The 25,304-nt window shown below is 72.6% G+C and carries 22 protein-coding genes and 1 riboswitch; of the genes, 9 read left to right on the plus strand and 13 right to left on the minus strand.

All coding sequences use genetic code 11. The annotated features are described in order from the left end of the window. Window positions 1-4 precede the first annotated feature (4 nt). The 3 genes from OIE51_RS09025 to OIE51_RS09035 form a co-directional block, all read right to left on the minus strand. Window positions 5-823 (minus strand): carbohydrate ABC transporter permease, encoded by an 819-nt coding sequence (locus OIE51_RS09025; RefSeq protein ID WP_326596781.1) that lies wholly within the window; start codon window positions 821-823, stop codon window positions 5-7. Further along, window positions 820-1,800 (minus strand): carbohydrate ABC transporter permease, encoded by a 981-nt coding sequence (locus tag OIE51_RS09030; RefSeq protein ID WP_326596782.1) that lies wholly within the window; start codon window positions 1,798-1,800, stop codon window positions 820-822. The genes OIE51_RS09025 and OIE51_RS09030 overlap by 4 nt, the downstream gene beginning before the upstream one ends. Before the next feature lie 73 nt (window positions 1,801-1,873). After that, window positions 1,874-3,133, minus strand: coding sequence for an extracellular solute-binding protein (locus OIE51_RS09035; protein ID WP_326596784.1), 1,260 nt, complete (start codon window positions 3,131-3,133; stop codon window positions 1,874-1,876). 271 nt (window positions 3,134-3,404) lie between these two features. Between OIE51_RS09035 and OIE51_RS09040 the strand changes: the two genes are divergently transcribed. The 7 genes from OIE51_RS09040 to OIE51_RS09070 all read left to right on the plus strand — a co-directional run bounded on the left by OIE51_RS09040 (window position 3,405) and on the right by OIE51_RS09070 (window position 12,597). Beyond that, a complete protein-coding gene (locus OIE51_RS09040) occupies window positions 3,405-4,214 on the plus strand; it encodes a GntR family transcriptional regulator (RefSeq protein ID WP_326600570.1) in 810 nt (269 codons plus the stop codon). 211 nt (window positions 4,215-4,425) lie between these two features. After that, window positions 4,426-6,537, plus strand: coding sequence for a carbon starvation CstA family protein (locus tag OIE51_RS09045; protein ID WP_326600571.1), 2,112 nt, complete (start codon window positions 4,426-4,428; stop codon window positions 6,535-6,537). Further along, window positions 6,534-6,746 (plus strand): CstA-like transporter-associated (seleno)protein, encoded by a 213-nt coding sequence (locus OIE51_RS09050; RefSeq protein WP_442811888.1) that lies wholly within the window; start codon window positions 6,534-6,536, stop codon window positions 6,744-6,746. The genes OIE51_RS09045 and OIE51_RS09050 overlap by 4 nt, the downstream gene beginning before the upstream one ends. Window positions 6,747-6,910: 164 nt before the next feature. Then, window positions 6,911-8,353 (plus strand): DUF2079 domain-containing protein, encoded by a 1,443-nt coding sequence (locus OIE51_RS09055; RefSeq protein WP_326596786.1) that lies wholly within the window; start codon window positions 6,911-6,913, stop codon window positions 8,351-8,353. A 47-nt stretch (window positions 8,354-8,400) separates the two neighbouring features. Beyond that, entirely contained in the window at window positions 8,401-8,940 is a 540-nt protein-coding gene (locus tag OIE51_RS09060; RefSeq protein ID WP_326596787.1) for a GNAT family N-acetyltransferase, read from the plus strand. Continuing rightward, a riboswitch (cobalamin riboswitch) is annotated at window positions 8,930-9,095 on the plus strand. Its footprint overlaps the gene before it by 11 nt. 134 nt (window positions 9,096-9,229) lie before the next feature. Further along, a complete protein-coding gene (locus tag OIE51_RS09065) occupies window positions 9,230-11,581 on the plus strand; it encodes a ribonucleoside-diphosphate reductase subunit alpha (RefSeq protein WP_326596788.1) in 2,352 nt (783 codons plus the stop codon). A 59-nt stretch (window positions 11,582-11,640) separates the two neighbouring features. Beyond that, window positions 11,641-12,597, plus strand: a complete 957-nt coding sequence (locus tag OIE51_RS09070; protein WP_326600573.1) for a ribonucleotide-diphosphate reductase subunit beta — start codon at window positions 11,641-11,643, stop codon at window positions 12,595-12,597. Window positions 12,598-12,701: 104 nt separating this feature from the next. Here OIE51_RS09070 and OIE51_RS09075 read toward each other — a convergent pair whose 3' ends face one another. The 6 genes from OIE51_RS09075 to OIE51_RS09100 form a co-directional block, all read right to left on the minus strand. Then, window positions 12,702-13,436 (minus strand): D-Ala-D-Ala carboxypeptidase family metallohydrolase, encoded by a 735-nt coding sequence (locus OIE51_RS09075; protein WP_326596789.1) that lies wholly within the window; start codon window positions 13,434-13,436, stop codon window positions 12,702-12,704. A 131-nt stretch (window positions 13,437-13,567) separates the two neighbouring features. Then, window positions 13,568-14,197 carry a peptide deformylase gene (gene def / locus OIE51_RS09080; protein WP_326596791.1) on the minus strand — a complete coding sequence of 210 codons (630 nt, stop codon included), beginning with the start codon at window positions 14,195-14,197 and terminating at the stop codon, window positions 13,568-13,570. 80 nt (window positions 14,198-14,277) lie between these two features. After that, window positions 14,278-15,276 (minus strand): tetratricopeptide repeat protein, encoded by a 999-nt coding sequence (locus OIE51_RS09085; protein WP_326596793.1) that lies wholly within the window; start codon window positions 15,274-15,276, stop codon window positions 14,278-14,280. 209 nt (window positions 15,277-15,485) lie between these two features. Continuing rightward, window positions 15,486-15,806: a mycothiol system anti-sigma-R factor gene (gene rsrA, locus OIE51_RS09090; RefSeq protein ID WP_326596794.1), complete on the minus strand. Its 321-nt coding sequence runs from the start codon at window positions 15,804-15,806 to the stop codon at window positions 15,486-15,488. Continuing rightward, window positions 15,803-16,432 carry a sigma-70 family RNA polymerase sigma factor gene (locus OIE51_RS09095; protein WP_442812045.1) on the minus strand — a complete coding sequence of 210 codons (630 nt, stop codon included), beginning with the start codon at window positions 16,430-16,432 and terminating at the stop codon, window positions 15,803-15,805. The genes rsrA and OIE51_RS09095 overlap by 4 nt, the downstream gene beginning before the upstream one ends. Before the next feature lie 281 nt (window positions 16,433-16,713). Then, window positions 16,714-17,541 (minus strand): SOS response-associated peptidase, encoded by an 828-nt coding sequence (locus OIE51_RS09100; RefSeq protein ID WP_326596796.1) that lies wholly within the window; start codon window positions 17,539-17,541, stop codon window positions 16,714-16,716. A gap of 167 nt (window positions 17,542-17,708) precedes the next feature. Between OIE51_RS09100 and OIE51_RS09105 the strand changes: the two genes are divergently transcribed. Then, window positions 17,709-19,208, plus strand: a complete 1,500-nt coding sequence (locus OIE51_RS09105; RefSeq protein WP_326596799.1) for a hypothetical protein — start codon at window positions 17,709-17,711, stop codon at window positions 19,206-19,208. A 10-nt stretch (window positions 19,209-19,218) separates the two neighbouring features. On the opposite strand, the gene OIE51_RS09110 is transcribed toward OIE51_RS09105, so the two are convergent. Together OIE51_RS09110 and OIE51_RS09115 are read right to left on the minus strand one after the other, a co-directional pair. Continuing rightward, window positions 19,219-21,747: a WD40 repeat domain-containing protein gene (locus OIE51_RS09110; RefSeq protein WP_326596801.1), complete on the minus strand. Its 2,529-nt coding sequence runs from the start codon at window positions 21,745-21,747 to the stop codon at window positions 19,219-19,221. Between the two features lie 18 nt (window positions 21,748-21,765). Beyond that, window positions 21,766-22,881, minus strand: a complete 1,116-nt coding sequence (locus OIE51_RS09115; RefSeq protein WP_326596802.1) for a hypothetical protein — start codon at window positions 22,879-22,881, stop codon at window positions 21,766-21,768. 315 nt (window positions 22,882-23,196) lie between these two features. Between OIE51_RS09115 and OIE51_RS09120 the strand changes: the two genes are divergently transcribed. Further along, a complete protein-coding gene (locus OIE51_RS09120) occupies window positions 23,197-23,922 on the plus strand; it encodes a GntR family transcriptional regulator (protein WP_326596803.1) in 726 nt (241 codons plus the stop codon). Here the strand turns inward: OIE51_RS09120 and OIE51_RS09125 are convergent. Together OIE51_RS09125 and OIE51_RS09130 are read right to left on the minus strand one after the other, a co-directional pair. Continuing rightward, window positions 23,862-24,065 carry a hypothetical protein gene (locus OIE51_RS09125; RefSeq protein ID WP_326596804.1) on the minus strand — a complete coding sequence of 68 codons (204 nt, stop codon included), beginning with the start codon at window positions 24,063-24,065 and terminating at the stop codon, window positions 23,862-23,864. The genes OIE51_RS09120 and OIE51_RS09125 overlap by 61 nt on opposite strands. A 327-nt stretch (window positions 24,066-24,392) precedes the next feature. Further along, a complete protein-coding gene (locus OIE51_RS09130; protein ID WP_326596806.1) occupies window positions 24,393-25,274 on the minus strand; it encodes a spermidine synthase in 882 nt (293 codons plus the stop codon). Window positions 25,275-25,304: the final 30 nt, after the last annotated feature.

A 25,304-nucleotide genomic window follows, 5' to 3' on the forward strand; every position in this document is an offset into this window, starting at 1 on the left:
GGCGCTATCCCTTCACGGCACCCGCGGCCATACCGCCGGTGACCCGTCGCTGGAGGATGAGGAAGACGAGCAGCACCGGGACGGTGAACAGGGAGGAGGCCGCCATCGTCGCGCCCCAGTCGTTGCCGAAGTTCGTCTGGAACTGGGTGAGCCACAGCGGCAGCGTGGCCTTGTCCGGCGCCTTGTTGAGCACGAGGACCATGGCGTATTCGTTCCACGCCAGGATGAAGCCGAACAGTGAGGTCGCCATCAGGCCGGGGGCGAGCAGCGGGAAGATGACGCGGAAGAACGCCTGGGCGCGGTCGCAGCCGTCGATCATCGCGGACTCCTCCAGCTCCCTGGGCACGGCGGCGATGAAGCCGCGCAGCGTCCAGATGGTGAAGGGGAGCGCCATCACGAAGTAGACGAGAGTGAGGAAGCCCAGGCTGTTGAGGGCCTCCAGGTCGCGGGCGTTGAGATACACCACGATGATGAGGATTTCCCATGGCGCCATCTGGGCCGTCATCACGGCCAGCACCATGCCGCGGCGCCCGCGGAACCGCATCCGCGCGAGGGCGTAGCTCGCCGCCAGCGCCACCGCCAGGGCCAGCAGGACGGCGCCGGCGGTCACCATGAGGCTGTTGCCGACATAGGTCCAGAACAGGTCCACACCGGTGGCGGTGGTGTAGTGCTCAAAGGTGGGCGTGAAGAGGAAGACCGGATCCTTCGTCAGCACCTCGGAGTTGCTCTTGAAGGAGGTGACGAACATCCAGTACACGGGAAAGAGGAACAGCGCGGACAGCACCAGCGCCGTCGCGTTCAGCCAGGGTTTCCGCGTCTTCATGACTGCTCCTGCTCCTTCTCCTGCTTGAGGATCAGGCGGAAGTAGAAGGACATGGCGATCAGGAGGATGACCAGGGTCAGCACGGAGATCGTGGCGGCCGTGCCGTACTGGTTCTGCCCCATGCCCTCCATGTAGGCCATCACGGGCAGGGTCTCCGACTCGCGGTCGGGGCCGCCGCCGTTCATGGCGTAGATCTGGGTGAACGCCTTGAAGACCCAGATGATCTCCAGGAACGTGGTGATCAGGAAGAACGGGCGCATGATCGGCGCGGTGATGGACCAGAAGATCCGCCAGTCGGAGGCGCCGTCCACCCGCGCGGCCTCGTAGACCTCGCCGCTGATGGTGGTCAGCCCGGCGTAGAGGTTGAGCGCGACGAACGGCACGGACGCCCAGACGATCAGCGCGGTGACGATGGCGAGTGTGGAGGTGCCGGTGGCGAACCAGTTGTGCTGGTCGTAGCCGGCGAAGCCGAGGCCGCGCATCGCCCAGTTGGCGACGCCGAACTGGGTGTCGAACAGCCACTGGAAGACGGTGGTGCTGGCGATGACGGGCATCGCCCAGGCGGCCACCAGCGCGACGGACAGCAGCAGCCGCGTCTTCCGGCCGAGGGCGCCCAGGAGCAGGCCGATCAGGGTGCCGATGACCATGATCAACAGCACGTTGACGGCCATGAAGACGAAGGTCCTGACGACCGAGTCCCAGAACCGCTCGTTCTCCACGACGGCGCGGTAGTTGTCCAGGCCGGTCCACTCGGTGGTCCGGGAGATGAGCTGGCGACGGCCGAACTCCTGGAGGGAGATGAGGACGTTGCGGACGAGCGCGTAGCCGAGGACCGCGAGCATGGCCGCGACCGCCGGCGCGATCAGCAGGTACGGCACCCAGCCGGTCGGCACGCGGCGCCGCTCCGGGGGGCCTGGCGGGATGGCGGCCGGTGGGCCGGGCATCCGGGGTGGGGCTTCCTCGATGGGCACGGACATGCGGGTGGATTCCTCCGCGGGGGAACGGAGGGTGCCGCCGGACGGTGGGGCGGCGGCACCCCGGGGACGCGGGCTATTCGCGGTTGATGCGGGTGGTGATCTCCGCGTCGGCCTCCTCGGCGGCGGACCGGTAGTCGTCGCCGTTGAGGGCCTTGGTCATCAGCTCCTTGATGGGGTTGGGCTGCGCCTCGACGTTGGCCCAGCCGGTGGTGAGCGGCGGCAGGAAGCCGACGCCGGCGGACCGGACCATGGCCTCGGCGAAGCTGCCGGCCCCGGGCTCGGCGGTGACGTCGGTGCGGCCGGGTACCACGCCGTCGCCGTTGGCGTCGACGTACTTCTGCGCCCACTCCCGGGAGGTGGCCATCCGCAGCCACTCGGTGGCCAGCTCCCGGTCACCGGCCCGCTCGGAGACGGCGAGGTTGGAGCCGCCGAGGAAGACGTGGCCGAGCTCGTCGGCGGTCTTGCCGGGGATCGGGAAGTAGCCGAAGTCGGCCTCGCCGCCCTGCTCCTCGATGGCGTCGACGGCGCCGCCCGCCTCCCAGCCCAGGCCGATCCAGGAGGCGACCTCCTGGTTGGGCACGACATCGGTCGACTGCTGCGGGGACGCCTCGTCGTTGTCGGTCGGGGAGTCGGAGAACGACTGGAGCTCGCGGTAGAAGTCCATGCCGGCCTCGCCCTCGGGCGTGGCCAGGGCGCCGGTCCACTCGTCGCCGTCCTCGACGGCGAAGGAGCCGCCCTCGTCGGCGATGAAGCCGCCCAGCACGTAGTAGCTCTGTCCGGGCAGGTAGAGGGGCTCGGCGTCGGTGTTCTCGTCGATCAGCTCCAGGGCCTCGATCCACTCCTCGCGGGTGGTGGGCACCTCGGCGCCGGCCTCGGCCCAGACGCCCTTGTCGTAGATGACGACGCGGTTGGCGCCGTACCACGGCACGGCGTAGAGGGTGTCGTCCACCTCGGCGGAGGCGAGCATGTTCGCCGCCCAGGGCTCGTCGGCGAGCTCTTCGAGGTCGGCCAGGCCGCCGGTGTTGGCGTAGCCGACGGTCTGGGTGTTGCCGATCTCCAGCACGTCGACGGTGCCGTCCTCGGACAGGGCCGTGGTGACCCGGTCCTGGATGCCGTCCCACTGCTGGATCTCGACGTCGACCTCGACTCCGTGCTCCGCCTCGAACGCGGCGTTGAGCTCGTCGAGCCACGCCTGCGGGGCGGAGCCGTCCATCAGCCAGACAGTGATGGAGCCGGCGCCGCCGCCCCCACCGCCGCCGCCGTCGGAGCCGCAGGCGGCCACGGTGGCCGTCAGCGCCGCCGCGCCGATGGCGGCGATCAGCTTGCGCTTCACTTCACCCTCCTCACAAGGGCCGGCCCCCTCACTCGTGGCCCGGGGGCGGCCGTTACGCTCATGGTGTGGACAAGAGGTGTAGACCAGTTGAAGCGGAGCTTGGACTAGACCAAGTGGGGGTGTCAAGGGTCCACGAGCGGGGGCGGCCGTCCGTTACCGGACCGACATCTGTCCGGCGCCGCCGCCGTCCTTACGCCCATGTCACGATGTGAGCCGCGATGTCTCGGAGGAGCCGGTGACGGGAGAACGGAACAAGTCGGGAAGGCGGGCCATGGCCGCGGACGGGGGAGCGACGACCAACGGCCCGGCCGGCCAGGGACCCGAGGCGGCGGACCGCGGTCGCACCGCCCGCGTCCCGAAGTACTACCGGCTCAAGCGGCATCTGCTGGAGATGACCGAGACCCTGCCGCCGGGCACGCCCGTGCCGCCGGAGCGGACGCTGGCCACCGAGTTCGATACCTCGCGCACCACCGTCCGCCAGGCCCTCCAGGAGCTGGTCGTCGAGGGGCGCCTGGAGCGCATCCAGGGCAAGGGCACCTTTGTCGCCAAGCCGAAGGTCTCCCAGTCCCTCCAGCTCACCTCCTACACCGAGGACATGCGCGCCCAGGGCCTGGAGCCGACCTCGCAGCTCCTGGAGATCGGCTACATCACCGCCGACGAGCGGCTCAGCCGCCTGCTGGACCTGCCCGAGGGCGGCCGGGTACTGCGCATCGAGCGGCTGCGGCTGGCCAGCGGCGAGCCGATGGCGATCGAGACCACCCACCTGTCGCAGGAGCGCTTCCCCGCCCTGCGCCGCAGCCTGGTGCGGTACACCTCGCTCTACATGGCGCTGGCCGAGGTCTACGACGTCCATCTCGCCCGCGCCGAGGAGACCATCGAGACCTCGCTGGCCAACCCGCGCGAGGCCGGGCTGCTCGGCACGGATGTGGGCCTGCCGATGCTGATGCTCTCCCGGCACTCGCGGGACACCCGGGGCGAGCCCGTGGAGTGGGTGCGCTCGGTGTACCGGGGCGACCGGTACAAGTTCGTGGCGAATCTGGAGCGGCCCCACCCCACCCGTCCGGCCGACCCGGCGGGGTAGCCCTCACGGCCCCATGGTCATCCGGCCGCCCAGGGCCTAGATTCCGGGCCTGTCAGTCAAGGAGGACAGGCCGGAGGACACCGTGCAACCCCCACCCCCCCACACGTCACACGAGGAACACCCGTCACAGCGGTCGACCGACCGCCGGTTCGCCCCGCGGTCCGTCGCCGTCTGGACCGCCGTCGCCATCGTGGGCGCGACCGGCTGGGCCATGCTGGCGCTCGCCCGCGGCGAGGAGGTCTCGGCCGCCTGGATGATCGCCGCGGCGCTCGGCTCGTACGCCATCGGGTACCGCTTCTACGCCCGCTTCATCGCCACCCGGGTGCTGAGAGCCGACCCCACCCGGGCCACCCCCGCCGAGCGGCTGAACGACGGCCTCGACTACCACCCCACCGACCGGCGGGTGCTGCTCGGCCACCACTTCGCCGGCATCTCGGGCGCCGGACCGCTGGTCGGCCCGGTGCTCGCGGCGCAGATGGGATATCTGCCCGGCACCATCTGGATCGTCGTCGGCGTCATCTTCGCCGGGGCCGTCCAGGACATGGTGGTGCTCTTCTTCTCCACCAGACGCGACGGCAAGAGCCTGGGCCAGATCGCCCGCGAGGAGATCGGCCCGGTGGGCGGCGTCGCCGCGGTGATCGCGATCTTCAGCATCATGATCATCCTGCTGGCGGTGCTGGCCCTCGTCGTCGTCAACGCCCTGGCCGAGTCGCCCTGGGGCGCGTTCTCGGTCGGCATGACCATCCCCATCGCCCTGTTCATGGGCGTCTACCTGCGCCATCTGCGGCCGGGGAAGGTCGCCGAGGTCACCGTCATCGGCGTGGCCCTGCTGCTGCTCGTCATCGCCGGGGGCCGCTGGATCGCGGAGTCCGACCTCGCCGCCGCGTTCACCCTCGATCCCCGGACCCTGGTGATCTGGCTGGTGCTCTACGGCTTCGCGGCCTCGGTGATGCCGGTGTGGCTGCTGCTGGTGCCGCGCGACTACCTGTCCACGTTCATGAAGATCGGCACCATCGGGCTGCTCGCCCTGGCCATCGTGGTCACGCTGCCCTCCCTGAAGATGGAGGCGGTCACCGACTTCGCGGCCAACGGCGAGGGGCCGGTCTTCGCCGGCTCGCTCTTCCCGTTCGTCTTCATCACCATCGCCTGCGGCGCGGTCTCCGGCTTCCACTCGCTGATCTCCTCGGGCACCACTCCGAAGATGATCCAGAAGGAGAGCCAGATCCGCACCATCGGCTACGGCGCGATGCTGATGGAGTCCTCGGTCGCGATGATGGCGATCACCGCCGCCTGTGTGCTGGACCCCGGCGTGTACTTCGCGATGAACGCGCCGCCCGCCGCCATCGGCGACACCGTGCAGTCGGCGGCGGACACCATATCCTCCTGGGGGTTCACGCTCACCCCGGAACAGCTCACCGCCGCCGCCGAATCCGTGGAGGAGGAATCGCTGCTCTCCCGCACGGGTGGGGCGCCGACCCTCGCGCTCGGACTGGCCGGGATCCTGGCCGACGTCATCGGCGGCGACAGCATGATGAGCTTCTGGTACCACTTCGCGATCATGTTTGAGGCGCTGTTCATCCTTACCGCCATAGACGCCGGCACCCGGGTCGGCCGGTTCATCCTCCAGGACGCGCTGGCGAGCGTGCATCCCCGGCTCGGCCGGCTGCGCTCCTCGGCCTGGCTGCCCGGGGTGTGGCTGACCAGCGCGATCGTGGTGGCGCTCTGGGGCTATCTGCTGTGGGTCGGGGTCAACGATCCGCTCGGCGGCATCAACACGCTCTATCCCGTCTTCGGCATCTCGAACCAGCTCCTCGCGGCCGTCGCCCTGGCCATCTGCACGGTCCTGCTGGTGAAGTCCGGCCGGCTGCGCCACGTGTGGGTCACGCTGCTGCCCCTGACCTGGGTCTCGCTGGTCACTCTCACCGCGAGCTGGCAGAAGGTCTTCTCGGGCGACCCGGCCGTCGGCTTCCTCGCCCGTCGCGATCTGTACCAGGACGGCATCGACGGCGGCCGACTGCTCACCGGAGCCCAGGACATGGGCGACATGCGGACCATCGTGAACAACGCGACGGTGGACGCGGCCCTGTCCGCCGGGCTCGCGCTGCTCGTCCTGGTGATCTTCGCCGACGCCCTGCGGGTGTGTGTGAAGGCGGTACGGAACCCCGGCTCCGCGCGCCCGCGTGAGTCGCCGTACACCCCGTCCCGGCTGATCGCCCCGGCCGGGCTCATCCCGACCCGGGCGGAACGGGCCGAGCTGGCCGCGGCCGGGCTCGGACCCGGCGGCGGCATCCCGGCGGGCCCCGAGAAGGAGGTACGGGAGTGAAGCTGACCGCCGCCCCGCGCCGGGCCGCCGCCTGGCTGCGCTGGTACGTCACCGAGTTCACCGGGGAGAACGCCTACGACCGCTATGTGGAACGGACCCGCCGCGCGGACCCGGCGGCACGGGTCCTGAGCCGCCGCGAGTTCGAGCACCGCCGCGTCGACGAGCGGTACGCCGATCCGCGCGACGGCCACCATCGCGGCTGCTGCTGAGACCCGGCGGTCGCCGCCGGCCCGGGCCGTCACTTTTCGTGAGGGGACGGTTCGGGCCGGTTTTTTTGCCCGGGGGTTGTCAACCGGTGGCGGGGTGTGGAGCGTATTCGCAGCAGAGATCCCGGCTCCCCCGGCCGGTGACCGCCTCCCGACCCGGTGCCCCGATGATCATGACCTCCCCGCCCGCCACCACCGACGGCGCGACGGACACGCCGCCGCCCGCGCGAATACGCCCGGCGGCGGTCGGCCGGCGCGACCCCTACCTGCTGGCCCTGGCCTTCTTCGCCGTCTACGCGGCGCTGTCGGTGACCCGTTACCGCCGCTTCGAGAACCGCTCCTGGGATCTGGGCATCTTCGAGCAGGTCGTCCGCTCCTACGCCGGCCTGAAGGCCCCGGTGTCGGACCTCAAGGGCGCCGGCTTCCCGATCCTGGGCGACCACTTCAGTCCGATCACCGCGCTGATCGCCCCGTTCTACCGGGTGTTCCCGACCCCGGTGACCCTTCTCGTCGCCCAGGCCGCGCTGTTCGCCCTCGCGGTCGTCCCGGTGACGCGCGCCGCGGCGTTCCTCCTCGGCCGCGCCCGGGGCGCGGCGATCGGCGTGGCCTACGGGCTGTCGTGGGGCGTGCAGCGCGCCGTCGACTTCGACTTCCACGAGATCTGCTTCGCGGTGCCGCTGATCGCCTTCGCGCTGGAGGCGGTGCTGCGGGAGCGCTGGCGCGCCGCCCTGTGCTGGGCGCTGCCGCTGCTGCTCGTCAAGGAGGACCTGGGGATGACGGCCGCGGCCCTCGCGATCGTCGTCGCCGTCCGGGCGCGCCGGGCGCGGCACGGCCGGGCCGCGCCGACCGCGCTGGCCGTCGCCGCGTTCTGCGTGCTGGCCTGCGGCCTGATCGTCAGCGTGGTCATACCGGGCTTCAACACGGGCGGCGAGTACGACTACTGGACCAAGCTCGGCGAGGACGGCGGCGGGCCCCTCGACCAGCTCCTGACCGGCGGCGAGGAGAAGTTCCGCACGCTGCTGTGGGTGCTGGTGCCCACCACCGGGCTGCTCGCGCTGCGTTCACCGCTGCTGATCGCCGCGCTGCCGACGCTCGGGTGGCGCCTCGTCTCCCAGGAGCCGCACTACTGGAGCACCGACTGGCACTACAGCGCCGTCCTGATGCCCATCACCGCCCTGGCCCTGACCGACGCCCTCGACCGCGCCCGCCACTCGCCGCGGCCCTGGCTGCGCGCGTACGCCCACCACGTGCCGGCCGCGGCCGTGGCCGCCGCGCTGGCGCTGAGCACCACCCTCCCCGCCGCCGCGCTGACCCGCGCCGACACCTACCGCGCGGGACCGGCCGCCGAGGCGGGCGCGCGGGTGCTGGCGGTGGTGCCGGACGGCGCGGAGGTGGCGGCCAACGTCCGCCCGATCTCCCATCTCACCGGCCGCTGCCGGGTGTTCTGGATCGGGCAGGGCGACGGCGGAGCGCCCGAGTATCTCGCCTACTACGACGCCTCCCGGACGGCGCGCTCGGTGGTCGCCTACGCCCGGCAGCTCTATCCGGAGGCCGAGTACGCCGTCCTGGCCGAGGAGGCGGGTTTCTTCGTGCTGCGCACGCGGCGCTGAGCGATAACCGGGTGAGAATTGTCAGACCCCTCGGTCACACTGCGTGCATGGACATCGTGATCAGGGACGCCGGGCCGGAAGAGTACGACGCGGTGGGCGAGCTGTGCGCCCGGGTCTATCTCGGGGACGGCCTGCTGACGTTCGGGGCGGACGACGAGTATCTCGTGGAGCTGCGGGACGCCGCGCGCCGCGCGGCCCACGCCGAGCTGCTGGTGGCGGTGGGCACGGCGGGCGGGGTGGCGGGCGAGCTGCTCGGGACGGTCACCTTCGTGGGGGATGGCGGGGAGTTCGCCAATATCGCCCGGGAGGGCGAGGCCGAGTTCAGGATGCTGGCGGTGCGGCCCGAGGCGCGTGGCCGGGGGGCGGGCGAGGCGCTGGTGCGCGAGTGCCTGCGACGCGCCCGGGCGCGGGGGCTGAAGCGTGTCATCATTTCCACTCAGTCGCACATGCACACGGCGCATCGGCTGTACGGGCGGCTGGGGTTCGTTCGGGCGCCGGAACGCGACTGGGCGTTCCTCGCCGGGCACCTTCTTCACGCATTCGCAGTTGACCTTGCTCCCAGGCGAGACCAACGGCACAACATATAGGGGCTCTCGCATCCACCAGCACTAGATGTATGCTCAACTCGCTGTCGCCGCAGGGAATCCGGTGCGAATCCGGAGCTGTCCCACAACGGTGTGCGATGGGCTGTTTCGTGCTGCCCATGGCGAGTCCGGCCACCCGCGAACGGCATCGAACAGTCCGGGCCTCGCGAGTGGGGCCGGTGGCGGACACGCGCTCATGTCTTTGCTGTGCCACAGCCGTGGCACCCGCATGCCTTCGCGCGCCCGCCACCCCGCCCCCGTCGGGGCCATCGCGAACCGAGGGAGAGACCGAGTGACCATCGCACCCGTCGCACCCGTGGAGCCCGCCACAGCCGCGCTGTCGCGCACGCTGGCCGAGCTGACCGCCGACCTGCCCGCCGCCGACCCCGGCCGCGTCACGGAGGCGGTCGCCCGCGGAACCCACCCCGGCTCGGACGAGGCCGGCCGGCGGGCGCTCGCCATCGAGGCCGCCGCCGGGCTCATCGCGGAGGAGCCGGCCTACTCGCGGCTCGCGGCCCGGTTGCTCACCCTCGCCATCCGGGAGGAGGCCGCCGGGCAGGGCGCGGTGTCGTTCTCCGCGTCCGTCGCCGTGGGTCACCGCGAGGGGCTGATCGCCGACCGCGCCGCCGCGTTCACCGCGCGGCATGCCGACCGGCTGGACGCGCTCGTGGAGCGGGCCGTCGCGGACGGCGCCGACGACCGCTTCGAGTATTTCGGGCTGCGCACCGTCGAGTCCCGCTATGTGCTGCGGCACCCGATCACCCGCAAGGTCATCGAGACCCCGCAGCACTTCCTGCTCCGGGTCGCCTGCGGACTGGCCGAGGACGACTCCGAGCGGGCTCTCGACGAGGTGGCCGAGCTGTACCGGCTGACCCACTCCCTGGCCTATCTGCCGTCCTCCCCCACCCTGTTCAACTCCGGGACGCGCCACCCCCAGATGTCCTCCTGCTATCTGCTGGACTCCCCCCGGGACGAGCTGGACTCGATCTACGAGCGGTACCACCAGATCGCCCGGCTCTCGAAGCACGCCGGCGGGATCGGCCTGTCCTGGTCCCGGATCAGGGCCCGGGGTTCACTCATCCGGGGCACCAACGGCACGTCCAACGGCATCGTCCCGTTCCTGCGCACCCTCGACTCCTCGGTCGCCGCGGTGAACCAGGGCGGCCGGCGCAAGGGCGCGGCCTGCGTCTACCTGGAGACCTGGCACGCGGACATCGAGGAGTTCCTCGAACTGCGGGACAACACCGGGGAGGAGGCCCGCCGCACCCACAACCTCAACATCGCGCACTGGGTTCCGGACGAGTTCATGCGCCGGGTCGAGGCGGACGCCGACTGGTCGCTGTTCTCCCCGGTGGACGTGCCCGGGCTGGTGGACCTGTGGGGCGACGACTTCGACGCGGCGTACCGCCGGGCCGAGGCCGAGGGCCGGGCGCTGCGGACCGTGCCCGCGCGGCAGTTGTATGCCCGGATGATGCGGACCCTCGCCCAGACCGGCAACGGCTGGATGACGTTCAAGGACGCGGCCAACCGCACGGCCAACCAGACCGCGCGGCCCGGCTCGGTCGTGCACTCCTCGAACCTCTGCACCGAGATCCTGGAGGTCACCGACGACGGCCAGACCGCCGTGTGCAACCTCGGCTCGGTCAACCTGGCCGCGCACCTCGGCGCCGACGGCGCGGTGGACTGGGACCAGCTGGACGCCACCGTCCGCACCGCCGTCACCTTCCTGGACCGGGTGGTGGACATCAACTACTACCCGACCGGAGAGGCCGCCACCTCCAACTCCCGCTGGCGGCCGGTCGGTCTCGGCGTGATGGGCCTCCAGGACGTCTTCTTCCGGCTGCGGCTGCCGTTCGACTCTCCCGAGGCCCGCGAGCTGTCCACCCGGATCGCCGAGCGGATCATGCTCACCGCCTACGAGACCTCCGCCGACCTCGCCGAGCGGCACGGCCCGCACCCCGCGTGGGTCGACACCCGCACCGCCCGGGGCGTGTTCCACCCCGACCACTACCCCGACGCCGAGCCCACCTGGGCCGCCCGCTGGCTCGCCCTGCGCGCCCGCGTCGCCCGCACCGGCCTGCGCAACTCGCTGCTGCTCGCCATCGCCCCGACCGCCACCATCGCCTCGATCGCCGGGGTGTACGAGTGCATCGAGCCGCAGGTGTCCAACCTGTTCAAGCGCGAGACGCTGAGCGGGGAGTTCCTCCAGGTCAACGCCTATCTGGTGGCGGAGCTGAAGCGGCTGGGCCGCTGGGACGCCGCCACCCGGGAGGCGCTGCGCGCGGCGAACGGCTCGGTGGCCGCGCTGCCCGGACTGCCGGACGAGGTGCGGGAGTTGTACCGCACGGCGTGGGAGATCCCGCAGCGCGCCCTGATCGACATGGCCGCCGCGCGCACCCCGTATCTGGACCAGAGCCAGTCGCTCAACCTGTTCCTGGCCGCGCCGACCATCGGCAAGCTCAGCTCGATGTACGCCTACGCCTGGAAGCGCGGTCTGAAGACGACGTACTACCTGCGCTCCCGCCCCGCCACCCGGATCGCCCAGTCCGCCCGGGTGTCCGCGCCCGTCGCCGTCGCCGTCGCGGAGCCCGAGGCCGTGGCCTGCTCCCTGGAGAACCCCGAGTCCTGCGAGGCGTGCCAGTGACCACCCCGGCCGACCCCAAGAGCCTGCTCGACCCGGGCTTCGAGCTGACGCTGCGCCCAATGCGCTATCCCGAGTTCTACGACCGGTACCGGGACGCCATCAAGAACACCTGGACGGTGGAGGAGGTCGATCTGCACTCGGACGTGGCCGACCTGGCGAAGCTCTCCCCCGGCGAACGGCACATGATCGGCCGCCTGGTGGCGTTCTTCGCGACCGGCGACTCGATCGTCGCGAACAACCTGGTGCTCACCCTCTACAAACACATCAACTCCCCCGAGGCGCGGCTGTATCTGTCCCGGCAGCTCTTCGAGGAGGCGGTGCACGTCCAGTTCTATCTGACGCTGCTGGACACCTATCTGCCCGATCCGGACGAGCGGGTGGCGGCGTTCGCGGCCGTGGAGAACATCCCGTCCATCCGCGAGAAGGCCCAGTTCTGCTTCCGCTGGATGGACGCGGTGGAGAAGATCGACCGGCTCGAAACGGCGGCCGAGCGGCGCCGTTTCCTGCTCAACCTGATCTGCTTCGCCGCCTGCATCGAGGGCCTGTTCTTCTACGGCGCCTTCGCCTACGTGTACTGGTTCCGCTCGCGCGGCCTGCTGCACGGTCTGGCCACCGGCACCAACTGGGTGTTCCGGGACGAGAGCATGCACATGGACTTCGCGTTCTCGGTGGTGGACACGGTCCGGCGCGAGGAGCCCGGCCTGTTCGACGAGGGGCTGGAGCGCGAGGTCACCGCGATGCTGTGCGAAGCCGTCGAGGCCGAGCTCCAGTTCGCCCGCGACCTGTGCGGCGAGGGGCTGCCGGGTATGAACACCGAGTCGATGCGCGCCTATCTGGAGTGCGTGGCCGACCAGCGGCTGGTCCGGCTCGGCCTGAAGCCGGTGTTCGGCTCGGAGAACCCGTTCTCCTTCATGGAGTTGCAGAACGTCCAGGAGCTGACGAACTTCTTCGAGCGCCGCGCCTCCGCCTACCAGGTCGCGGTCGAGGGGACCGTCTCGTTCGACGACGACTTCTGACAGGGCGCCGCCGCCGGGTGCTTCCCGGCGGCGGCGCACGGCCCGCCCCGGTGCGGGGCGGGGGCGGACCGTCGCCGCCGTGGACCGCTGTGGTCGGTCCGCGCTCAGACGCCGCAGTTCGGGGCGGACCAGGTCTGCGAGGACTTGTGCGCCAGGTGCGTGTGGTCGTTGTGGTCCGGGTAGCCGGGGCCGAGGATCTCGCGGAAGCCGTGGTAGCGCGCCCGCTGGGCCAGGGTGCACAACGACGGGCTGCCGACCAGGTCGACGGCGTCCCCGTACAGGTGACGGCTGGTGGAGGAGCCGCCGGCCGCGCTGTTGCAGGCGTAGGACCGGAAGCCGCTGCTGGTGGTGATCGCCACATCGCCCAGGGCGTGCCGCATCGCCTCCAGCCGCCACATGTTGACCAGGGCGTTCGCCCGCGCCTGGGAGGCGCTGACCGCGCCGCCCGACCAGTCCGAGTTGCAGCGGTTCATCTCCGCGTAGGAGAAGTGGATCGGCGTGCAGTCGTCGTCCTGGAGGGCGTAGAGCTTGGTGAACGTCTGCGATCCGGCGACGCCGTCGGCCGCGAGCCCGTACGCGGACTGGAAGCGCTGGACCGCCGCCGCCGTGGCCGGACCGTAGTCGCCGTCGAGCGCGAGCACGTTGCCGTAGCCGGGGTAGCCGGAGACCCGGATCTGGAGCTGGCGCACGTCCTCGCCCTGCATGCCCTGGCTGAGGGTGCGGCCCCAGGTGTAGCAACCGTCGGCGTGGGCGGTGCCGGCCGTGGTGACCGTCCCGACCAACGCTGCTGACGCGACCATGACAAATGTGAGCAGGATGCGTACCGCGCGTCTGTACATGCCGCCTCCGTGGGGTGAGAGGTAGATAGCTCCGAGGGTGGCCCATCGGTCAACGCGCGTCAACCATGCGAGCGGGACGTCAGAGGTCCGGCCCTGTGACGACGTCCCGCCGCTCTTCTCCCCGGCGCCGACTAGGCGTTGGGCACCGTCTCGTAGCGCGGCGTGCCCTCGTCCATCATCGCCAGCGCCTTCTTCCGGTCCCGCTTGGAGAGCCGGTCGATGTACAGGCGGCCGTAGAGGTGATCCGTCTCGTGCTGGAGGCAGCGGGCGAAATACCCGGTGCCGCGCACCGCGATCGGCTCGCCCGCCGCGTCCTGGCCGCGCACCACCGCGTAGTCCGGGCGCGGCAGCTCCCAGTAGGCGGTCGGGACGGACAGGCAGCCCTCGTTGTTGTCGTCCAGCACCCGGGCGTCGGCGGGGAGCTCGTCCAGCACCGGGTTGCAGACGACGCCGACATGCCGGACGCCGTCGTCGTCCATGCAGTCGTAGACGAAGACCTTCAGGTCCACACCGATCTGGTTCGCCGCGAGCCCCACGCCCTCGGCGGCGCGCTGGCTGGCGAACATGTCGTCGATCAGCGCCGCGAGTGTGTCGTCGAACTCCGTGACGTCCTGGCATTCCTTGTGCAGCAGCGGATGGCCGACGACGGTGATCGGCCGGGCCGTGCCGCGCTCGCGGTACGCCTGCTCCCGCTCCGCACAGTCGTGCGTGTCGTCGATGAACTCGTCGCTGACCCGCTCATCGGTCTCTTGCTGCGCCATGTCGGCCTGTACGCCTTTCGGTGATGCTCCGCGCTGATCCATACAGCTTACGGCCAGCGCCGGGGCACCCGATCCGGCCCTCAGCAGACCTCTTCGAGATCCCGCCAATCTCTGGTGTCCGGGCTGTCCGCGACCCAGCCGTCCAGCAGCCCGCGCACCAGGGAGCCCGGCGCGGCCAGCCCGCACTCGCGCTCCGGCGACCACAGCCCGCTCACGCCCGCGCCCGTGTGCCCCAGCGGTCCCGGGGCGCCCGGCGCGCTGTGGTCGTGCGGATCGTGCAGCGCCATGCCGTCGCCCTCCTCGCTCGGCATCCGGCTCTCCGAGCAAGCCCGGCACAGCAGCCGCACCGATGACGACCAGTCCTCCGCCGCGTACCCGGCGTCGGCCGCCAGCCGCTCCAGCGCGTCCCGGTCGGCCTCGGTGGCCGCCTCGATCAGCACCACCCAGGTGGGAACCGCCGAGGGCGCCCACAGCTCGATCTCGTCGAAGACCGGATAGGCGGAGGCGATGCCCCCGCTCATCGTCGTCCGCTCGCCGCGCGGGACGCCGTCGTGCAGCACCACCTCGCCCCAGCGCCGCCCGGAGGAGGGCAGCGGGATGTTCTGCACCTCGATCCTGGCGGGATCCAGGCGCCGGCCCCATACGACCTCGGCCTCGCCCTCGGGCGAGAGCCGGACGGCGGCCCCGCCCAGGTCCATGCCGAGCGGCTCGTCGGTGAGCGAGTGCGCCCCGGGCACCGGCAGCCCGTACGCCTGCCAGGCGCGCCGGGCCAGCGGCCAGTCCTGGAGGGCGGTCGCCGCGATTCCGACGTTCCACCAATCGGGTGCGTTGGCGTCCTTCTCCAGCAGGGCCACGGCCCGCAGCCCGGCCGAGCGCGCCAGCTCCCAGTCGTGCCGGAACTTGTGCAGCAGCGCCAGGTTGAACCAGGACTCCGACAGCCACGGCTCCAGGTCGGCGGCGCGCGTCAGAAGCGCGTCCGCGTCCTCGTAGCGGCCGTCGTCGATGAGGGTGAACGCCCGGTTGGTGGCCAGCCGCCAGTCCGTGGACGGCCGCTGTCGGACCCTGCCGAAGATCCTCACGATGTCCTGCCTGATTCCCGCTTGGTAGCGTGCACTTCACACTTCTCCTGTCCGTCCCGGACCGCATCCAACCATGGGCGGACAGGTGCCTGCTCACAGGATGGGACAGCCGGACGGGGCGCGCGAGACGGCGGACGAGCGGCGGGACGGGAAACGGCGGTCCCGCGCACGGGACACGCGCGCGGGGCCGCCGGGAGACGCGGGAGCCGCTACTCGGCGGCGGGCCGCTCGGAGAGCGGGGTCACGGTCGGGGCAGGGGCGGGGGCAGGGGCTTCCCCGGCGCGGATCAGGTCGATCCGCCCGAGCACCTTGGCCCGCAGATCCGCCGGCACATCGTCGTGACCGCAGCAGCGCTTGACGAGCTTCTTCACCGACTGCTCCAGTCCGTATTTCTCCAGACACGGAGAGCAGTCGTCGATGTGCTCCTGGAACTTCGCGCAATCGCCGTCCGGCATCTCGCGGTCCAGATACTCGTACAGGCGGTCCAGGACCTCGGAGCAGTCCTTCGGGTGCGACTGTTCGTCACTCATGATCCTGAGCCTTCCTGAGACCCGGCCGGGACGAGGCCGCGCTCGCGCGCGTAATCCGCGAGCATGTCGCGGAGCTGCCGACGGCCGCGGTGCAGCCGGGACATCACCGTGCCGATCGGGGTACCCATGATGTCCGCGATCTCCTTGTAGGCAAACCCCTCGACGTCCGCCAGATAGACGGCGATACGGAACTCCTCGGGGATCGCCTGGAGGGCCTGCTTGACGTCGGAATCGGGCAGGTGGTCCAGGGCCTGGGACTCGGCCGACCGCAGCCCGGTGGACATGTGCGATTCGGCCCGCGCGAGCTGCCAGTCCTCGATGTCCTCGGCCGCGCTGCGCTGCGGCTCCCGCTGCTTCTTGCGGTACGAGTTGATGAAGGTGTTGGTGAGGATGCGGTACATCCACGCCTTGAGGTTGGTGCCCTGGCGGAACTGGTGGAACGAGCCGTACGCCTTCGCGTACGTCTCCTGCACCAGGTCCTCGGCGTCCGCCGGGTTGCGTGTCATCCGCAGGGCAGCGGAGTACATCTGGTCCAGATAGCCCAGCGCGTCGCGTTCGAAACGCGCGTTGCGCTCGGCTTCGGTCTCCTCGTGCGTCCCCTCGTCCGTCCCGGTGACCGGACCCACCTCCTCCGCAAGCGTCAGGAGCCCGCTCATGGGCTCATCCGCTTCGGAGGATAGACGACGACCGGCCGCCTTCGCCGGTCGGGACGACCGCTCGGCGGCCAGCCGCAGCGTCGCCCAGTCCACCTCGGCCGCCGTCCGTCGGACGGTCCGGCTCACGGGGCTCACGGGGCGCGCGGGGCATGCGATGGAACCCATCGGGGCGGATCTCCCTCTACGAGTGTGTGTCGACCGTGACAACACCCGCACCGGGCACCGCATTCCTCCCGGAGCGTCCACCGGCCCTAGAAGAGGGTCGCCTCCTCGGGGGCGGGCAGCTCCGTGACCAGCTCGGGCCCGTTGTTCCGTACGTTGCTGACCGCGACGGGCACCGGGTACGCCCGGAACCGGCCGGGCGGCGGCGGCGCCAGCAGGGCGCGTATCTCGTCCGGGTCGGAGCGGCCCGGGTCCAGCCAGGCGTCCCAGCGCTCCGGCGGGAGGGCCAGCGGCATGCGGGGATGGATGTCGGCGAGCGAGCGCGGCGCGGGCCCGTCGCGGCCCTCGGCGTCCGCGCCGGGGAGGGGGCTGGTCTCGGCCTCGGTGGTGATCACCGCGCACGTCGCCCACCAGGCCCGGGGGTGATCGTCGGGCAGCGTGCTGTCGCGCCAGAACTCGAACAGCCCGGCGAGCGCCATCACCGATCCGTCGGCGGGCGTCACGAAGTACGGCTGCTTGCGGGGCCGCTTCCGCTTCCCCTTCACCTCTTCCTCCCGCTCGTCCGCGCCGGTGACCCACTCGTAGTACCCGTCGGCGGGGAGCAGGCAGCGGCGGGCGGCGAAGGGGCGGCGGTACGCCGGCTTCTCATGCACGGTCTCCGCCCGGGCGTTGATCATCTTGACGCCCACGTCCGGCGACTTCGCCCACGACGGGACGAGTCCCCAGCGCAGGACGCGGAGCTGGCGGACAGGAGCGGGCCCCGCGTCTTTGACCGGGCGGTCGAGGACGGCGTAGACCTCCTTGGTCGGCGCCACGTTCCAGTCGGCGGGCAGGGCCTCGGCGGGCTCCCACCGCTCGATGTCGAACAGCCCGACCAGGTCTTCGGGCCGCCGGCTCGCCGCATACCTTCCGCACATGGGCCCCAAGAGTAGTGGCCGGGGACGACAGGGCGCCGGGGGAAGGGCAGAATAGCCCGCCACCGCCGGACACCGTCGCCCTTTCCGGACAAACGCCGGCTCAAACAGCGCCCGCCGCTAAGGTGTTCGCCACTTCATCAACTGCTGTCGCCGCGGATCGAGGAGCCATGCACTACTGCGTAACATGCCAGAGGCACCTCAACGGTGCGCTCATATGCCCGGGGTGCGGCGCGGCTGCCCCCTGGTCGGCGCCCCTCGCTCCGCCTGAACTCCCCGATCCGGCGGGGGAGTCCCCCGCCGGCGGCCGGATACCGGCCGATCCGCCCCTGGCCGACTACTCCCGCTACGGCCTGGGCGGCGAACCGCCGGGCGACGAACCCGGCGGCACCGACTCGCCCGCCGCGCACAACCCGACGGACGGCGACCCCACCACCGCGCACCCGGACGACCACACCCCGTACGGCCTGCCGCACCAGCCACCCAGCGCCTACGGCACACCGGGCGACCCCGCGGACGACGCCCATGACGGACCCGACGACAGCTACCGCGCCACCCCCTTCCCACCCACCGGCAACCATCCCGGGACCTACCACCCGGCGCGCCCTCAGCCGGGCGACGAACCCGGCGGCACCGACTCGCCCGCCGCGTACACCCCGACGGACGGCGACCCCACCACCGCGCACCCGGACGACCACACCCCGTACGGCCTGCCGCACCAGCCACCCAGCGCCTACGGCACACCGGGCGACCCCGCCGAGCCCTACCGCGCCGACCCGTATGCCGGTGACTACGCCGCTTACGGCGCGCTCGGCGCCACGGGCGCGAGCGACGGCGGTCCCCCGGCCGACGAGTACGCCGTTCGGCACGACCCGGCGGACCCGGACCCGACCGCCTACGCCCCGGCCGATCCGTATGCCGGTGAGTACGCCGACAGCTACCCGCCTCCGGGGGGCGACACCACATGGGGATACGGCCCGAGCGCCCCGAGCGCCCCGGACGGCCCGGACGGCCCCGCGACGGCCGCCATCGGGGCCTACGACTTCGCCGGGGACCCCGCCGGCGCCGTTGCCGAGGACCGTGACGGGAACGAGGCGGTCGCCACGCCCGGCAGCGGGAAACGGCACGCTCTCGTGCGCCGCACCGGGCGGCGCTACCTCGCCGCCACACTGCTCGGCGTCACTGTGCTCGGCCTCGGCGTCGCGGAGGTCGGCGACGTGGGGATGCCGGCCTTCGTCCCCTCGATCGACCCCGAGCGGGACACCGACGCGGCGGACTCCCCCGAGCCGTCCGGGGAGCCCGGGGACGGCGAGAACGGCGACAGCGGCGGTGACGGCGGCTCCGACGGGCCCATGCCGCTGCCGACCGCGCCCGGCGGCTCGGCGGAGGCGACCGGCGACGCCGAGGCCGACAAGGAGAACCCGGACGAGGACGAGGACGGGGACGGGGACGGGGAGCGCGGCGCGGACGAGGACGAGACTCAGCCCACTGTCGACGAGAGCGGCGCCATCGAGACGCCGCCCGGCGACGGCACGCCCTCCGCGACACCCACCGCGCCCACCCCCACCGAGAGCCCGTCCCCCACCCCGGGTGAGCCGACGCCCACGGAGCAGCCGTCCCCCTCCCCCACCGAGGACGAGGACGACTGCTTCCTCTGGTGGTGCTCCTGACCCGCCCGACCTACAGCGGCCACCGCCGCGCCCCGTACTGCGTCACCGTGACCAGCGCCCGCCCGTCCGGCGCGAGCGCCACCCCGCCGTCGGCCCGGCCGAACGGCATGTGCGCCAGGATCGCGCCCGTCGCCGCGTCCCAGACCGCGCCCCAGCCGTGGCTGCCGGGGAAGTACGCCCTGGGCCCGTCGGCCCCCGCCGACCACACCAGCGTGCCGTCTGGCTGATCGTGCATCGACAGATCCCGGACCGCGATCCGGGGCATGACCGGCGGGACCTCCCCGTCCCCGGTCAGCGGCAGCGTCCACAGCGCGGCGTGCCCGTCGTCCGTGGAGCCGGCGACGGCGAGCCGCGTGCCGTCCGGGGCGAACGCCAGCCCGGTGGTCTGCCGCAGCCGCGCGGGCTCGGCCCGCAGTAGCGTCTTGCCGGTGGCCACGTCGCGGACGGTGACGCGGCTGAGTCCGTCGCGGGCGCCGAACGCGACGCGCTCGCCGGTGGCGTCCAGGGCCGCCATGTCGACGCGCAGCCGGCGCCAGTGCTCCGCGTACCGGGCGGGCTCGGTCACCACGCAGATCGTTTCTCCTGTCCCGGAGTCGAGGACGACGACCCGGCCCAGGGTGTGCGAGGTCAGCGCGAGCCGTGAGCCGTCGGCGCTGAACGCGAGCCGCAGCCGGTCGCGGCCGTGCGGCGCGGCGGGCGGCAGCGGATGGTGCCAGCGGGTGCGGCCGGTGGTCACGTCGGTGAGGACGAGGCACGGCTCGTCCCCGAGCAGCGCGCGGGCCACGACATCGCCGCCCGGGGCGAAGAGGACATCGGCGAGGTAGGCGGCGCCCTCGACGGCGGGCAGCAGCGAGACGGCGGCGGGCGCGTCCGCGTCCGGCCAGCGGCACAGCACGTGCGGACGGTCGGCCGAGCCGCGGTCGAGCTTCGCGCAGAACGCCAGGGCGCGGGCGTCGTCGGAGATGGCGGCCACGGTCACCGACCAGTGGGAGCAGGGGAGTTCGCCGCTGGCGTCGCTGTCCCCGCCGCTGTCCCCGCCGCCGCTGTCCCCGTCGCCGACCAGGGTCGCGGGCAGACCGGTGAGCAGCACCTCCCCCGGGCAGTCCAGCGCGGGCGGCGGCGCGGCGTCGTCGGGCAGCGCCAGCCCGTCCAGGAACCAGGCGTCGATCTCCTCCTGCACGACGACCAGGGCCCGGCCGTCCGGCGTGAACGCGGCGAGCGCGCTCGCCGGGTCGGCCCACAGCGTCTGGCCCCGGCCGTTGAAGAGCACGGAGCCGAAGTCGGCGCCGATGAAGGCGAACGGGCCTGCCGCCGTCCAGATCGCCCGGGTGGTGACGGCGGCGGTGGGCGAGTCGGCGTCGAGGCCCTCGGTGAATCCGGTGGGCCGCAGGAACCCCCCCGGATTGACGGTGAGTTCACCGGCCTCCTCGCGCAGTGCGAACAGCCGCGCGGCCGGTCTGGCCGCCGTGGCCAGACCGGCCCCCTCGGGGGAGCCGCCGACCGCGCCACCCACCGCGAACAGGCCGCTGCCGTCCGGCGCGACGGCCAGCGCGCCCACCGAGGTGAGCCCGGTCTCGGCGGTGGCCAGCACGGCGCCGGTGGCCACGTCCCGCAGCACGACCCGCCCGGCCGGTCCCGCGTGCGCGAGCAGCCGCCCGCGCCAGTCGAGGGCCACCGGCCCGAAGGCGTCGCGCACTTCGGGCACGCGCAGCAGCATCCGGCCCGTCGCCGCGTCCAGTACGGCGACCAGGTCGGAGCTGCCGGTCCCCACGGCCAGCCGCTGTCCGTCCCCGGAGAACGCGAACCGCACGAGGTCGTCCCGGCTGAGACAGACATCCTTCTCCGGCGCCGGGCCGATCTCCCACAGCGGCTCGCCGGTCCGCGCCGACCAGGCGTGCCAGCGCCCCTCCACGGCCGTCACCACCGTCCGGCCGTCCGGGCTGACGTGCAGGTCGTACGCCTCGTCGTGGTACTCCCCGCCGCCGAGATACCACTGGAGCGGAGCGTCGCGGGTGGTGTCCCAGCGGACGATGTCGCCGCCGTTGTGGTGCCATTCGGCGGCGGCGGCCAGGGCCAGCCAGCGCAGGCCGGGCGGGGCGCCGACGGCGCTGGCGCCGTTGTAGAAGTACCCGTCCCGGCCGCCGTGGGCGCCGTCGATGCCACCGGCTCCGTCGGCGTCGGTGCCGCCCCGCGAGGCGAAGTACCCCGTGTCATGCAGAAGTTCGTCCAGCAGCTCGTTGACGAGCTCGTCCGCGAAGTCGACTTCGGCGGGCACCGGCACGGTCCCGGTCTCCACGTTGTCGAGCCGTCCGAGGCGGCGGGTACCGGCCAGGGCGTGGTAGGGGCGGATGTCACCGGCCACCCACTGGGCCCACCAGTGGTCGGGCATCGGTCGCTGGCCGCCCGGCCAGCACAGCACGCGGGAAGTGACGGCGGCGAGCCGCCGCTCGTCGAGCCGTTCGAGCAGGCCGCACAGCTCCCGCCAACCGGCTTCGCTGGGACGGGAGTCGAGGAGACGGAGCAGATCGGTGGTGGTCACGGGGCCGGTCCTTGCCTGTCATTCGAGGTGGTAAGCGCGTACCTCGGCAGTGGTGGCGACGACCAGCGCGCGGCCGTCGGGGGTGAGCGTCCAGGCCGTGGACCGGCCCAGCTCGGGGACGGAGAGCAGCCGTTCGCCGTCCTTGAGATCCCATACGGTCACGGTCCGCCCCGCGCGGACGGCGGCCCGTGGCCCGTCAGCGCCCCACACCGGCCGCACGATCTGCTGCCACGCCTCCCCCGGCAGCGCGGCCAGCGCCCGTCCCACCCGTTCCCCCGTCGCCAGGTCCACGATCACCCCGGCCGCGGCCCCCGCCACCGTGCCGACCGCCGCCAGCGACCGCCCCTCGGGGTCGAACACCAGCCCGGAGCACCAATCGAGCCCCGTCGCGTGGACCGCCATGCCCTCCGCCGCCATGCCCTCCGCCGCCATGCCCTCCGCCGCCATGCCCTCCGCCGCCGCGCCCTCCGCCGCCATGCCCTCCGCCGCGAAGCCGGTGCCGGTGCCCGTGCCCGTGCCACAGTCGGCGTCGGCGCCACTGCCGATGCCGAGGACCGCGACGCCGCCGTCCGGCGCCCGCTCCCAGGGGCGGCACAGCCGGAACGCCAGCCGGGAGCCGTCCGTGTCCACGGCGACGGTCTCGCTGCCGCCGACCCCCGGCGGCTCGGCCACCTGACGGCCGTCCGCCGCCGCCCAGGCGACGACGGTGCGGCTGCCCTGATCGCACCCCGCGATCGTGCGCCCGTCGCCGCTGACCGCGAGCCGGACGCCGCCGGGCTCGCCGTACCCCATGTACAGCGGGCGGTTGACGAGGCGGCGCCAACGTTCCCCGGCCTCCCAGTGCACGACCTCCCCGACGTGCTGCTCGTCGTTCCCACCGAGCGAGGCGGTCAGCGCGGCCCCGCCGCGGCTGAGCACCAGATCCCGCACGACGGCTCCCGGCGCCCGGCGCACCAGGGTCAGCCGCTCCGGCGGCCGACCGGAGCCGGGTTCGAGCACCAGCAACTCTCCGAAGCCGGGGAACCAGGGCGCGGCGGTGGCCACGGCCACCCGGGCCAGCCCGTCCGCCGCGGCGACGGCGCTCACCCGCTGCGCGGCGGCCGGGCGGCCGGGCAGCGGCCGGAGGATATCCAAGTCCCCGGGTTCACAGAGTTGCCGAACAACCATGACATGGACACTAGACCGCGCCACCGAGGGCATGGGGTGCCTTTCGCCAACTGCGACCGTGCCAGAAAGGGTGTTTCATCGCCCGTGGCCTGCTGTTCGGGCGCACGCCCGGTCAACGCGCGGGCGCGCGGTGGGGCGTGCGGTGGCACATTCGGCTGGAATTTCTCTTGCCAGTGTCAACTGCCGCTGTCCACTGAGGAGTTACCGTCGCTTGACCCGGTACCCGGCCGCTGCCACGCTCCCCCGAGGACCCGTTGCCTTGCCAGCCGGAGGAGGAGCGAAGTGGCTCTGCCGAAATACGAACAGATCGCCGCTGAGTTACGCGGCCAGATCGTGCGGGGGAAGTTGGCCGCGGGTGATCCGCTGCCGTCCGTTCCGGAGATCTCGGATCACTGGACTGTCGCGAAGGCAACGGCTGAACGAGCTATTGGCGTGCTGAAGGTCGAGGGCCTGGTCGACACCCGGCAGGATCGCGGGACGGTCGTCAGGAGCCGCACGCTGCTGGCCCGCACGGCGGGCGAGCGGTACCGGACGGCGCGCGAGACGGGCTTCGCGTACACCGCGGGCGAGCACGCCGACATACTGGCCGCCGAGGAGGTGCACGCCCCGGAGGACGTGGCCTCGGCGCTGGGCATCGCGCCCGGCGACCGCGTGGCGCGGCGGCACCGGCTGCGGTTCGACGACGACCGGCCGCGGTCGATGTCCTGCTCCTGGTTCCCGGTCGGCATCCTGGTGCACTGCCCGCGCCTGCTGGTGCTGGAACGGATTCGCGAAGGGACGACGCGCTACATCGAGTTGCAGACGGGAAGGAAGCCGCACACGGGCCGCGACACCTGGACGGCACGGCTGGCGACGGCGGAGGAACGGGAGTTGCTCCGGTTGGAAGAACCCGCGGCCGTGGCCGAAATACGTCACATCACGTTCGACGCGACCGGCGAACCGCTCACCTACGAGGTCGGGGTGAAGCCCGGCGGGGGCTGGACGCGGACCGAGGAGTACGCGATGTGACGCACGCGGCGCGCCCAGACGAGGCGCGCCGCACCAGCTCGGGTCGGGAACACGAGGCTCATGGACTCCCGCCCCGGGGTGGCCAGTTGGGCCAGCGGCATCCGCGTCATCGCCCGGCCCGTGCCCTTCATCGGCTGCCGCACGCTGGTGAGCGACGGGTCCGGATGCCGGGCCGGCGGGGAGCCGCCGAAGCCGACGAGCGCACGTCGTCCGGCACCGACCGGCGGTGCTCGCGCGGCGCGCGGCGCGCGCCGGTCGCCATCAGGTCCGAGGCACGGAACATCGCGTCAGCGCCGGGCACCGGGCCAACAGAGCGCCACGTATCCGCTCTCCTCGGTGAAGTCCCCGACCGCGACCAGCTTTTCGTCCGGCGCCCGGCGCCCGGCGCGCGGCGGTGCCCGTCCTGCCCGCACCGGCCGCGCCTCCCCGCGCCGGACGCGGACACGACCCAGCCGAACATCCCGGACGCGCTAGCCGAACGTCCCGGCCGGCGGCAGCGGAGAGGCGACGGCCGTGGCGTCGGTCACCACTGGGGCACCGGCCGTGAAGTCGACCAGGTCACGTCCGGTCAGCAGCCGCGCCGCGTGCGGGTCGCGGGCGAAGCGCCGGGTCAACTCGTCGGCGGGAAGCGCGCGGTCGGAGGCGCACAGAATCCCGTTGCCGAACCGCCGGCCGCGCAGCACCGCCGGATCGGCGGCCAGGCCCACAGCCGCGAAACGGCTGAGCGCGGTCGCCGCCTGGCCCCGCAGATGCGCCAGCGGCGGCCCGTCGGTCAGATTGGCCGCGTACCAGCCGCCGGGCCGCAGCACGCGGCGCGCCTCGTCCAGGAATTCGGCGCTGGCGCAGTGCGCGGGCGTGCGGGTCCCGTCGAAGACATCGGTGATGATCAGATCGGCCCAGCCGTCCGCGATCCGGCCGAGCGCCTCCCGCGCGTCGACGGCGCGGATCCGGACGCGCGCGCCGGGCGGCAGCGGCAGCGCGCGGCGGACCAGCGCGGTCAGACGCTCGTCGGGCTCGGCCACCTGCTGGGTGGAGCGGGGCCGGGTGACCGCGACATAGCGGGCGAGGGTGAGCCCGCCACCGCCGAGGTGCAGGGCGTTGACCGGCCGCCCGGGCGGTGCGGCGAGGTCGGCGAGGTGGCCGAGGCGCCGCTGATAGGCGAAGGCGAGGCGAGTGGGCTCGGCGAGGTCCACATGCGACTGCGGCGCCCCGTCGAGCGACAGCTCCCAGCCGTCGGCGCGGTCCGGGTCGGGCGTGAGCCGGGCGAGACCGCCGCCCACCGGCTCGGCCACGGCCTCCCGGCCGCCGCTTCGCCCACCGCCGCCCGCGCGCCGCTGCCTGGTCCTCGCCACATCCCCAGTGTGACGGAGGCGCGCGCCGGG

It is taken from the genome of Streptomyces sp. NBC_01803 (genome assembly GCF_035917415.1).
Classification (GTDB): Bacteria; Actinomycetota; Actinomycetes; order Streptomycetales; family Streptomycetaceae; genus Streptomyces.

Coding starts and splice junctions, on each gene's coding strand:
- OIE51_RS09060 (WP_326596787.1), top strand. CDS start 8,401: ATGGACATCGTGATCAGGGACGCCGGGCCGGAAGAGTACGACGCGGTG.
- OIE51_RS09045 (WP_326600571.1), top strand. CDS start 4,426: ATGCTGGCGCTCGCCCGCGGCGAGGAGGTCTCGGCCGCCTGGATGATC.
- OIE51_RS09105 (WP_326596799.1), top strand. CDS start 17,709: ATGCACTACTGCGTAACATGCCAGAGGCACCTCAACGGTGCGCTCATA.
- def (WP_326596791.1), bottom strand. CDS start 14,197: ATGGCGCAGCAAGAGACCGATGAGCGGGTCAGCGACGAGTTCATCGAC.
- OIE51_RS09030 (WP_326596782.1), bottom strand. CDS start 1,800: ATGTCCGTGCCCATCGAGGAAGCCCCACCCCGGATGCCCGGCCCACCG.
- rsrA (WP_326596794.1), bottom strand. CDS start 15,806: ATGAGTGACGAACAGTCGCACCCGAAGGACTGCTCCGAGGTCCTGGAC.
- OIE51_RS09070 (WP_326600573.1), top strand. CDS start 11,641: ATGCGCTATCCCGAGTTCTACGACCGGTACCGGGACGCCATCAAGAAC.
- OIE51_RS09075 (WP_326596789.1), bottom strand. CDS start 13,436: ATGTACAGACGCGCGGTACGCATCCTGCTCACATTTGTCATGGTCGCG.
- OIE51_RS09100 (WP_326596796.1), bottom strand. CDS start 17,541: ATGTGCGGAAGGTATGCGGCGAGCCGGCGGCCCGAAGACCTGGTCGGG.
- OIE51_RS09025 (WP_326596781.1), bottom strand. CDS start 823: ATGAAGACGCGGAAACCCTGGCTGAACGCGACGGCGCTGGTGCTGTCC.
- OIE51_RS09040 (WP_326600570.1), top strand. CDS start 3,405: ATGGCCGCGGACGGGGGAGCGACGACCAACGGCCCGGCCGGCCAGGGA.
- OIE51_RS09055 (WP_326596786.1), top strand. CDS start 6,911: ATGATCATGACCTCCCCGCCCGCCACCACCGACGGCGCGACGGACACG.